Genomic DNA, 10,299 nt, shown 5'->3' on the forward strand with positions numbered 1-10,299 from the left:
CGGTCACGAAACATCACGAAGCGATAACGGCGGTGGCGATCGTGTCCCGGTGTTCGCGAGGAGCCCACCTGCGTTGACGTCCCGGGCCGAAGTGGGAGTAATAAGGAGTCATGCACCTCGCCCTCACCCCCGAAGAAGCGGACTTTCGCGATGAGATGCGGACGCTCTTCACCACGAAGATCCCCAAAGAGATCCGCGAACGCTCGGCCGCGGGAAACCTGAACTTCCCCGACGACATCGTCACCACCATGCGCATCCTCAACGAGGAGGGCATCGCGGTCCCCAACTGGCCCGTCGCCGACGGCGGCAAGGACTGGACCCCCGTGCAGCGCCACATCTGGCAGGACCAGATGAACCTCGCCGCGGTGCCCGAACCGTTGGCGTTCAACGCGGCGATGGTCGGACCGGTGATCGCGCAGTTCGGTTCGCAGGAGATCAAGGACCGCTTCCTGCCCGCCACGGCGAACCTCGACATCTGGTGGTGCCAGGGCTTCTCCGAGCCCGAGGCCGGTTCCGACCTCGCGTCGCTCAAGACCAAGGCCGTCCGCGACGGCGACCACTACATCGTCAACGGCCAGAAGACCTGGACCACGCTGGCGCAGTACGCCGACTGGATCTTCTGCCTGGTGCGCACCGATCCCGACGCACCGAAGAAGCAGGCCGGCATCAGCTTCCTGCTCATCGACATGAAGTCCGAGGGCATCGAGCGCCGCCCCATCCAGCTCATCGACGGCGGCCACGAGGTCAACGAGGTGTGGTTCACCGACGTGCGCGTCCCGGTGGAGAACCTCGTCGGCGAGGAGAACGCCGGCTGGAGCTACGCGAAGTTCCTGCTGTCGAACGAGCGCGGCGGCATCGCCCGCGTCTCCTACAACAAGATCCGTCTCGCCCGGGCCAAGGAGATCGCGGCGTCGATCTCGACCCCGAACGGTTCCCTGCTCGACGACCCGTTCACCCGTGCGCGCTTCGTCGAACTCGAGAACGCCCTGCTGGCACTGGAACTCACCCAGCTGCGGGTGGTCGCCTCCGACGGTGACGGCAAGCCGAACCCGGTGTCGTCGGTGTTGAAGCTGCGCGGCAGCGAGCTCACCCAGGAGGTCACCGAGCTGATGACCGACCTCGCCGGGACCGACGCCCTCACCGTCTTCGATCCCGCACTCGACGACGCCGAGTGGGCGCACCTGGCGATGCCGACGTATCTCAACACCCGCAAGGTGTCGATCTACGGCGGGTCCTCGGAGGTCCAACGCACCATCATCGCCTCGGGGATCCTCGGTCTGTAGGACCGACACCCCCACCCACACCTGCACCCGGTCACCCAGTACCCACGAAAGGGTCACTCCCCCATGGATTTCGAACTCACCGAGGAGCAGTCGCTCCTCCGCGACACCGCACGTGAGGTGCTCGGCCGCGCCTACGACGTCGAGAAGCTCCGCGAGGTCGCCGAGACCGATCGCGGTTGGAGCGAGAAGGTCTGGAGCTCGCTCGCCGAGATCGGCATCCTCGGACTGCCGTTCTCCGAGGACGACGGCGGCGCAGGTGCCGGTTTCGCCGAGACCGCGGTCGTGGCCGGTGAATTCGGCCGTTCGCTGGCTCCGGAACCGTTCATCACCGGCATGGCGACACCGGGTGTCGCGATCGCCGCGATCACCGACGACACCCTGCGCGGCGAGATCGTCGGTGCGGTCGCCGAGGGTGGCCTGGTCCTCGCCTACGCCCACGACGAGCCCGGCGATCGGTGGCCGGCAGCGGCTCTCGCGACCGCGGCCACCGCCTCGGGTGACGGCTACACCCTGACCGGAACCAAGAGCCCCGTGCTCGCCGGCGACGTGGCCGGGAAGATCGTGGTTACCGCGACGCTCGACGGCGCGCCCGCGCTGTTCCTCGTCGACGCCGACGCCGAGGGCGTGACCCGCACACCGCTGCGCACCCACGACCGTCGTCGTGCCGCCCGGATCACCCTCGACGGCGCTGCCGCCACCGCTCTCCCGGTCGACGACGCTGCCGCGGTGATCACCCGCACCGAGGTCGTCACCCAGACCCTGTTGTGCGCCGAGGCCGTCGGTGCGATGGAGCAGGCGCTGAACCAGACCACCGAATACCTGAAGTCGCGCAAGCAGTTCGGCGTGCCGCTCAAGACGTTCCAGGCGCTCACCCACCGCGCGTCGAACATGTATGTCGAGCTCGAGTTGGCGCGCAGCATCAGCACCTACGCGACGATGCGTCTCGCCGACGACGACGTCGACCCGGCCACCGCCTCGCGCGCGAAGCTGCAGATCTGCCATTCGGCCCGACTCATCGGGCAGGAGACGATCCAGCTGCACGGCGGGATCGGCCTCACCGCCGAATACCCGGTCGGCCACGTGGTGAGCCGCCTGACCGCGATCGCCCGCACCCTCGGTGGATCCGACGACCACCTGCGAGCGCTGGCCGAGTCGGTCGCCGATCACGACATGCTCACCCTGATCTGACGCCGTCGGTCGCTGCGTTCGCAGACTTTCGTCCAGACACGTGTCTATCCTGACCTGATGGTCGGGAACGTGCTGGTCGTCATCGGTGTCGGCGGGATGGGCGAGGCGATAGCCCGTCGACTCGGGTCGGGTCGACCCCTGGTGCTCGCCGACCACGACGACGCCCGCCTGCAGGCGGTGAGTTCGACGTTGCGACGGCAGGGCTTCGACGTGCGTGATCGCACGGTCGACGTCTCCGATCGCGCATCGGTGCGTGACCTCGCCGACTTCGCGCAACGACTCGGTGAGGTGACCGCGGTCGCGCACACGGCGGGACTGTCGCCCGCTCAGGCGTCGGCCGAACGGATCGCCGCGGTCGACCTCGTGGGCGCGGCGATCTCGCTCGACGAGTTCGGCGAGGTCATCGCCCCCGGAGGCGCCGGCGTCTACATCGCCAGCATCGCCGGTCACATCTTCCGCGATGCCGTCGACACCGCGACGGCCGCGACCTTCGCGACCGCACCGGCCGAGGAACTCGCCGCGGTCGCACTGCTGTCGATGCCCGACCTGCCCGCCGACCTCGCGCGGGCGATGACCTACGGATACGCCAAGCGCGCCAACCAGATCCGCGTGCAGGCCCAGGCACCCCGATGGGGCGACCGCGGCGCGCGGGTCAACTCCATCAGCCCCGGGGTGGTGGCCACGCCGATGGGGTGGGACGAGTACGAGGCCGACTTCGCCCACGACGCGTACAAGTCCATGGTCACCGACAACGCAGCCGGCCGATTCGGGACGGCCGAGGACGTCGCCGCCGCGGCCGACTTCCTCCTCGACCCCACGAAGTCGGGCTTCATCACCGGGACCGACCTCCTGGTCGACGGCGGGACACTTGCCGGTATCGGCACCGGGCGGGTGTCGATGGGCCCGGCCGAGAACCCGGCGTGACCGCGGCAGTCGATAGACTCCGCCCAACGCATCGACGCGCCGACCACCAGGAGACGACCCATGGCAGCACCGCTCATCGAGACCTCGACCCACATCGAGGCCACCCCCGAGAAGGTCTGGTCGATCGTGTCCGACCTCGCGCGCATGGGTGAGTGGAGTCCCCAGTGCCGCAAGGTGATCGTGCGTGGCGGGCGAACCCGACTCGGCGCGAAGACCATCAACGTCAACAAGCGCGGGCTGTTGGTGTGGCCGACGACCGCCGTCGTCACCCGGTACGAGCCCGACCGTCAGATCACCTACCGGATCGCCGAGAACCGCACCGAGTGGGGATTCGAGATCACCCCCACCGACAACGGGGTCACGCTGACCGAACGCCGGGTCGCGAAGAACGGCAAGACCACCGCGGCGTCGGCCTTCCTCATCGACAAGCTCATGGGCGGCACCGAACCGTTCGACGACGAACTGACCGAGGGCATGCGCGAGACCCTCACGAAGATCAAAGCCGCCGCCGAACGCAGCTGAACCACGCTCGCGGCGACGGCCCTGACAGTCGGTCAGCTCACCTCACTCGGCGAGCTTCGACACCGCCTGCGCCCACAGGAAGTACTTGTTGGTGCCCAGGTCCTTCACCGTCGTGATGTTGAACGCCTCCTTGAGGAGTTCGGCGTGCCGCGGGCTGACACCCTGCAACGCGTCCACCGGCGCGTCGGCGAGCTCGTCGATCGGCTTGTCCTCGTAGGCCTTGTCGAACTTGTCCTTGAATCCGCTCATCGTGGTGCCCCATCCTCCTCATCGACACGGCATCGCGATCGCGCGCCGCACGGCGTCAGGGTACGAAACACCCGCCTGCCCGCGAAGGGATTTGCGCGGAAGGTTTCTCGCCCCGGCACCCAGCCGCACAGATGCTCAGCGGCCCAGACGGTCGAGCAGCGCGGGCAGGTCGGCGACGGAGTCGATCACGTGGTCGGGCACCGGGCCGAACTCGTCGGCCTGCAGGGTCTCGAGCGCCGACGCCCGGAACTTGCCGGTGCGCACCAGCACCCCGATCATCGCCGAGGCCTGCGCGCCGAGGACGTCGTTGTGCATGTCGTCGCCGACCATGACCACCGACGTGGGTTCGAGCCCCATCATCTCCACCGCCGCGCGGAACCCGATCGGCGACGGCTTGCCGATGGCCCGGATGGTGCTGCCCGTGGCCTTCTCCAGCCCCTCGAGATACACCCCGGTGTCGATGCGGACGCCCTCCTCGGTCGACCACGTCATCGACCGGTGCATCGCGATCACGGGCACGCCGGAGAGCATGAGCTCGAGCACCCGCGACAACGCGCCGTGGGTGAACTCCGGCCCCGCGCCGCCGAGCACGACGACTTCGGGATCCTCGTCGGGTTCGGTCACCACGTCCACGCCGGACATGTCGGCGGCGATCGCGCCCTTGTTGAGCACCCATGTCCGCTTGCCCGGGTGGTGGGCGCGCAGGTAGTCGCCGGTGAGCCGGGCCGCGCTCAGGATCTCTTCGGCGTCGACGGCGAACCCACAGTCGCTCAACGCGTCTGCGATCTCGGCGCGCGATTTCGACGTCGTGTTGGTGAGGAACATCCGCGGGACACCGCGTTCGCGTAGGGCGGCGAGAGCCTCGACCGCGCCCGGCAGCGGACGCCACGAGGTGACCAGTACCCCGTCGATGTCCAGCAGCAGCCCGATCGTCATGTCCTCTCAAACTAGTCGTCACCACGGGGGGCCGCAGCGCGTGGGGATGGCATGCTGAAAACATGGCCGATCACCCCACGAATCATCCCGCCGTCGACGTGACGACGGTCGCCGTGACCGACGAGCTGATGGCCGCGGCGCGTTCCGATCTCGCCGAGTTGGTGTCGTACGCATCGGTGCACGGCTCCCCGTCTCACCGCGATGCCTGCGCGGCGGCCGCCGACTGGGTCACCGAGGCGTTCGCCGAGGTGGGAGTCCCCTGCGAATCGATCGTGACCTCCGACGGCAGCTCTGCGGTCATCGGCCATCGGCCGGGCCCGGCCGGCGCACCGACGGTGTTGCTCTACAGCCATCACGACGTACAGCCCGCCGGCGACGAGGGTCTGTGGCATTCCCCGCCGTTCACGCTCACCGATCGTGACGGGCGGTGGTTCGGCCGCGGTGCCGCCGACTGCAAGGGCAACGTCGTCGCCCACCTCACCGCCCTGCGCGCTCTCGCGGCGACCCCCGGACTCGACGCGCTGGGATGCGGGATCCGCGTCGTCATCGAGGGTTCGGAGGAGGCCGGCGGCGAAGGACTCGACCACCTGGCCCGCGAACGACCCGAACTGTTCGCCGCCGACATGATCCTCATCGCCGACACCGGCAACGTCGCCGTCGGCGCACCCACGCTCACGACCAGCCTGCGCGGCGTCGCGAACCTCAAGGTCACCGTGTCCACGCTGGCCTCCGACGTGCACTCCGGCCAGTTCGGTGGCGCCGCACCCGACGCCCTCGCCGCGCTCATCGCCGGACTGGCGAGCCTGCGCGACGCCGACGGCAACACCACCATCGACGGGCTCACCGCCGATCAGACATGGTCGGGTGTTCCGTACGACCGTGACGTCTTCGCCTCCGACGCAACGATTCTCGACGGTGTCGACGTGATCGGGTCGGGCGCGCCGGCCGACATGGTGTGGGCACGGCCGGCGGTCACCGTCATCGGTCTCGACGCACCGTCGACGGCGAACTGCGCGGCGGCGATCGTGCCCACCGCATCGGCCATGCTCAACCTGCGCGTGCCGCCCGGCATCGATCCCACCACGGCGCGCGACGCCCTCGAGGCCCATCTGCGTCGCGCCATCCCGTGGAACGCACGCGTGACGATCGACCCCGAGGCGGTCGGTGCGCCGTTCGCCGCCTCGACCGACGGCCCCGGCTACCGCGCACTCACCGCCGCGATGGCGGCCGCCTACGGAGCCGAGGTCGCCCATTCCGGTCAGGGCGGCTCGATCCCGCTGTGCACGGTGCTCGCCGAGATCTGCCCGGACGCCGAGATCGCGTTGCTCGGGGTGGAGGAGCCGCGGTGTCGTATCCACGCCCCCGACGAGAGCGTCGAGCCCGACGAGATCCGGCGCACCGCGCTGTCGGAGGCGCTGTTCCTCGCGGCGTACCCGTCGTGACCTCGAGCACCACCGGCGACCACCACCACGGCCACCAGCACTTCGACGACCCCGCGACGCTGCGTTCGGTCGCCGACCACGCGCGCACGGTCGCCGACCTGTTCTCCCCCGCGCCGATCGAGTCGGTGCCCATCGCCGACGCCCTCGGACGCGCGGTGGTCGACGACGTGCGCGCCGCAGTACGCCTTCCCGGCTTCGACAACTCGGCGATGGACGGTTACGCGGTCCGCGCCGCCGAGGTCGCCGAGTCCACGGCCGACGCCCCCACCCGACTCACCGTGGCCCAGGACATCTACGCCGGGCGGACCGACCGGCTGCGGCTCGAGCCGGACACCGCCCACCGCATCATGACCGGCGCACCGATACCCGAGGGCGCCGACGCCGTGGTCGCGGTGGAGGCCACCGACGGCGGCGTCGACGAGGTCGCGATCGCCGTCCCGGTCGCCGAGGGCACCAGCATCCGACGCGCGGGATCCGACATCGCCGCCGGCGACACCGCCCTGACCGCCGGGACCGTGCTGCACGCCTCGCAGGTGGGTCTGCTCGCCGCACTCGGTGTCGCGCAGGTACGGGTGCACGAACCGTTCCACGTGGTGGTGCTGTCGACGGGCTCGGAACTGATGGCGCCCGGGGTCGACCTCGAGCACGGCCAGATCTACGAGAGCAACGGCGCCATGCTGTGCGCCGCCGTGCGCGAGGCCGGCGGGCGGGCGACGCCGGTGCATTTCGTCCCCGACGACGTCGGGGAGTTCCGGGCGCGTCTCGACGCGATGATCAGCGGTGGCGAGCGCGTCGATCTGGTGCTCACCTCCGGCGGTGTCAGCGCCGGGGCGTACGAGGTCGTGAAGGACGCGCTCGACGGACACGGTGTGGAGTTCGTGAAGGTCGCCATGCAGCCAGGCATGCCGCAGGGGTGCGGCGTGTACACCGCTTCCGGCGGTTCGTCGGCGCCGATCGTGACGTTGCCGGGCAACCCGGTGAGCGCGCAGGTGTCGTTCGAGATCTTCGTGCGTCCGCCGATGCGGGCGTCGATGGGGCTGCCCCCGGCCCGCACTCGACGACGGGCACGGCTCGAGGGCGACATCAGATCACCCCGGGGCAAAGAGCAGTTCCGCCGCGGTGTCGTCACCGTCGACGTCGACGGCGCCGCGACGGTGGCGCCCATCGGGCCGCCCTCATCGCACCATCTCCGCTTCCTGGCCTCGGCGAACGCACTCATCGACATCCCTGCCGACGCCGCCGACGTGGCGGCGGGCAGCCTCGTCGAGGTGATCCTGCTCGACGCCTGACGGGCGGGTCACCCGCCCGTGGGGCGCGGGACGGTCCGACTCGCTCGGCTATCCTGGGCGCGTCCGCCACACGGCGGAGTCACACCGACACACCGGACGAGGGAGGGAGCAGCGGACGTGGCGAGACGGCCCCGCACTCCCGCCCGGACACCCACGGTCGAGCACCCCGAACGGACCGAACCGCACCTGTTCGAGACCGACGGCATCGCCGCGCCGCCCGTCGACGGTGTGCTCACCGAGCACACCAGCGGCGCCGCCCACATCGTCGAACTGATCCGCCACACCGTCCCGCCGATGCACCCCGCAGGCATCCCGTTCGTCGCGGGACCGGCCGCGGTCGCGGTGCTGGCCCGCCGACACCGATGGATCCGTCGGCCCGCGACCGCACTCGCCGTGGCTTCGGCGACCTTCTTCCGCCACCCCACCCGCGTCCCACCGACGACCACCGGCGCGGTCGTGGCCCCCGCGGACGGTGAGATCACCCTCGTCGACACCGCGGTCCCCCCGGCCGAACTCGGCCTGGGCGACCACCCGCTTCCGCGCGTCTCGACCTTCCTCAGCGTTCTCGACGTCCACGTCCAGCGCGTACCGATCGCCGGCGAGGTCGTGTCGGTGACCCACACCCCCGGTCGATTCCTGTCGGCCGATCTACCCGCGGCCAGCACCGACAACGAACGCACCTCGATGCGCATCCGGACGGCGTTCGGGGTCGATGTGGGTGTCGTGCAGATCGCCGGGCTGATCGCGCGCCGCATCGTCTGCGAGGCACGCCCCGGCGACACCCTGACCCTCGGCGCCACCTACGGCCTCATCCGTTTCGGGTCGCGGGTCGACGTCTACCTGCCCGACGGTGTGACCCCGCTGGTGCTGCCCGGTCAACGGGCCGTCGGCGCCGAGACCGTCCTCGCGAGCCTCACGTGATCGACGCCCGGCGGACGTCGGTGCGATCGTCGCGCCGCCCCACCGGACGGCGCGCTCTGGGTCGGGGAGCGTCGGGACGGGGTTCGGCGGGAAGGCGGCGCACCCTCCGACAGTCGGTGGCGCACAACCGTTCCCGTGTGCCCGACCTCGGCGGCGGACGTCTGCTCGTCCCGTCGGCCCTCACCGTGCTCGCGATCTGCGCGGGTCTCTCGGCGGCCCGGTTCGCGCTCGACGGTCGAGTCGATCTCGCGGTCGGGATGATCGCGGCGTCGGCGTTGCTCGACGGCGTCGACGGACGGATCGCACGGCTGCTGGGCGCGACCACCAAGATCGGCGCCGAACTCGACTCTCTGGCCGACGCCATCAACTTCGGTGTGGCCCCGGCACTCACCCTGTATCTACTGCTGCTGCGCGGACAGGACACCGGGTGGGTGCTGGCACTGATCTTCGTGTGCGCGGTGGTGCTCCGGTTGGCGCGCTTCAACATCATCGACGACAGCGACGACGTGCCCGAGTACACCAAGAACTACTTCGTCGGCGTGCCCGCGCCGGCGGCGGCGTTGATCGCGTTGCTGCCGGTGGCCGCCGAGCAGCAGTTCGGCACCGGCTGGTGGACCTCGCTCGCCGCGGTCGGGACCTGGATGATGCTGACCGCGGCGCTGGCGGTGAGCCGCATCCCCACCGCGTCGCTGAAGACCTACTCCATCCCGCCGCGCGCGGTCGTGGGGCTGCTCATCCTGGTGGCGATCTGCGCCGCGCTGCTCGTCACGTTCCCGTACCTGCTGATGTTCCTCGTGATCGCGGCGTACCTGGTCCACATCCCGTTCGCGTGGCGCACGCAACGCTGGATCGCGTCGCGTCCGCACACCTGGGATCAGGCCCCCAAGGAACGTCGCGCAGAACGTCGCGCCATGCGGGCCATCGACCGCAGTCGCCCGCAGAAGTCACAGGCCCGGCTGGGTCTGCGCCGCCCCGAACGGCGCTGACCCGATCGGTGTCCGGTGCCGCCGGGCTCAGTTCTTCGAGACCTGGTAGAACACCGAGTTCGGTCCGCCCGCGGCGCCCGCGACGCTGCCTACCTCGACGGTGTAGGTCGTCGACGACCGCGTCGAGGTGAGCACCACCACCTGGTTCCCGCCGTCGGTGGTGCGCTGGACCTCGCGGTACCCGGCGTCGGTCAGCTTCTTCACGCCCGCGTCGAGCGCGGCGGCGATGGTCGACGAGCCCTGCACCGTGAGATTCCAGCCCTCGTCGGCCGATCCACCCGCCGAGAGCAATGCCCCGTCGATCAGGGGTACGTCGGAGCGCGGGAAATCGGCGGGCAACTGCAGGGCGCCGGTGGTGGAGCTCTCGGCCTGCGACGACGAGCCGGACCCGCATCCGGCCAGCACCACCGACGCGAAGACCACCATCAGCATCGCCAACCACCGTGCGACCGTCGCGTCACGCCTCGTCGAATGATCTGGGCCTGTCACCTGCAACCACGTCCTTCGTTCCCCGTGCCGCCGGGTCGGTCGGCCGGCGTCCTCGCCGGGGGAACCCTAT

General features: G+C 70.2%; 11 protein-coding genes. 8 read left to right on the forward strand and 3 right to left on the reverse strand.

Annotation, left to right across the window (positions count from 1 at the left end; all coding sequences use genetic code 11):
* Positions 1–110 precede the first annotated feature (110 nt).
* From ACLBW1_RS10955 to ACLBW1_RS10970, 4 genes are all read left to right on the forward strand, one after another.
* Positions 111–1,283 (forward strand): acyl-CoA dehydrogenase family protein, encoded by a 1,173-nt coding sequence (locus tag ACLBW1_RS10955; RefSeq protein WP_447811854.1) that lies wholly within the window; start codon positions 111–113, stop codon positions 1,281–1,283.
* Positions 1,284–1,346: 63 nt separating this feature from the next.
* Positions 1,347–2,471, forward strand: coding sequence for an acyl-CoA dehydrogenase family protein (locus tag ACLBW1_RS10960; RefSeq protein ID WP_447811855.1), 1,125 nt, complete (start codon positions 1,347–1,349; stop codon positions 2,469–2,471).
* Between the two features lie 57 nt (positions 2,472–2,528).
* On the forward strand, positions 2,529–3,395 hold the full coding sequence (locus tag ACLBW1_RS10965; protein ID WP_447811856.1) for an SDR family oxidoreductase: 867 nt from the start codon (positions 2,529–2,531) through the stop codon (positions 3,393–3,395).
* Positions 3,396–3,455: 60 nt separating this feature from the next.
* Positions 3,456–3,917 (forward strand): SRPBCC family protein, encoded by a 462-nt coding sequence (locus ACLBW1_RS10970; RefSeq protein WP_447811857.1) that lies wholly within the window; start codon positions 3,456–3,458, stop codon positions 3,915–3,917.
* Between the two features lie 42 nt (positions 3,918–3,959).
* Here ACLBW1_RS10970 and ACLBW1_RS10975 read toward each other — a convergent pair whose 3' ends face one another.
* Both ACLBW1_RS10975 and ACLBW1_RS10980 read right to left on the reverse strand, forming a co-directional pair.
* A complete protein-coding gene (locus ACLBW1_RS10975) occupies positions 3,960–4,166 on the reverse strand; it encodes a hypothetical protein (protein WP_447811858.1) in 207 nt (68 codons plus the stop codon).
* A gap of 135 nt (positions 4,167–4,301) precedes the next feature.
* Positions 4,302–5,102, reverse strand: a complete 801-nt coding sequence (locus ACLBW1_RS10980) for an HAD-IIA family hydrolase (RefSeq protein WP_447811859.1) — start codon at positions 5,100–5,102, stop codon at positions 4,302–4,304.
* Between the two features lie 62 nt (positions 5,103–5,164).
* Here ACLBW1_RS10980 and ACLBW1_RS10985 point away from each other — a divergent pair, with 62 nt between their 5' ends.
* The 4 genes from ACLBW1_RS10985 (at position 5,165) to ACLBW1_RS11000 (ending at position 9,740) form a co-directional block, all read left to right on the forward strand.
* On the forward strand, positions 5,165–6,544 hold the full coding sequence (locus ACLBW1_RS10985; protein ID WP_447811860.1) for a M20/M25/M40 family metallo-hydrolase: 1,380 nt from the start codon (positions 5,165–5,167) through the stop codon (positions 6,542–6,544).
* 59 nt (positions 6,545–6,603) lie between these two features.
* Positions 6,604–7,833 (forward strand): molybdopterin molybdotransferase MoeA, encoded by a 1,230-nt coding sequence (gene moeA / locus ACLBW1_RS10990; protein ID WP_447812159.1) that lies wholly within the window; start codon positions 6,604–6,606, stop codon positions 7,831–7,833.
* A gap of 228 nt (positions 7,834–8,061) precedes the next feature.
* Positions 8,062–8,754, forward strand: coding sequence for a phosphatidylserine decarboxylase (locus ACLBW1_RS10995; protein WP_447812160.1), 693 nt, complete (start codon positions 8,062–8,064; stop codon positions 8,752–8,754).
* On the forward strand, positions 8,751–9,740 hold the full coding sequence (locus ACLBW1_RS11000) for a CDP-alcohol phosphatidyltransferase family protein (protein ID WP_447811861.1): 990 nt from the start codon (positions 8,751–8,753) through the stop codon (positions 9,738–9,740). The genes ACLBW1_RS10995 and ACLBW1_RS11000 overlap by 4 nt, the downstream gene beginning before the upstream one ends.
* Positions 9,741–9,767: 27 nt before the next feature.
* Here the strand turns inward: ACLBW1_RS11000 and ACLBW1_RS11005 are convergent, their stop codons facing one another.
* Positions 9,768–10,172, reverse strand: a complete 405-nt coding sequence (locus ACLBW1_RS11005; RefSeq protein WP_447811862.1) for a hypothetical protein — start codon at positions 10,170–10,172, stop codon at positions 9,768–9,770.
* Positions 10,173–10,299: the final 127 nt, after the last annotated feature.

Source organism: Williamsia sp. M5A3_1d, from assembly GCF_053345315.1.

Coding starts and splice junctions, on each gene's coding strand:
- ACLBW1_RS10965 (WP_447811856.1), top strand. CDS start 2,529: ATGGTCGGGAACGTGCTGGTCGTCATCGGTGTCGGCGGGATGGGCGAG.
- ACLBW1_RS10975 (WP_447811858.1), bottom strand. CDS start 4,166: ATGAGCGGATTCAAGGACAAGTTCGACAAGGCCTACGAGGACAAGCCG.
- ACLBW1_RS11005 (WP_447811862.1), bottom strand. CDS start 10,172: ATGCTGATGGTGGTCTTCGCGTCGGTGGTGCTGGCCGGATGCGGGTCC.
- ACLBW1_RS10955 (WP_447811854.1), top strand. CDS start 111: ATGCACCTCGCCCTCACCCCCGAAGAAGCGGACTTTCGCGATGAGATG.
- ACLBW1_RS10960 (WP_447811855.1), top strand. CDS start 1,347: ATGGATTTCGAACTCACCGAGGAGCAGTCGCTCCTCCGCGACACCGCA.
- ACLBW1_RS10985 (WP_447811860.1), top strand. CDS start 5,165: ATGGCCGATCACCCCACGAATCATCCCGCCGTCGACGTGACGACGGTC.
- ACLBW1_RS10970 (WP_447811857.1), top strand. CDS start 3,456: ATGGCAGCACCGCTCATCGAGACCTCGACCCACATCGAGGCCACCCCC.
- ACLBW1_RS10980 (WP_447811859.1), bottom strand. CDS start 5,102: ATGACGATCGGGCTGCTGCTGGACATCGACGGGGTACTGGTCACCTCG.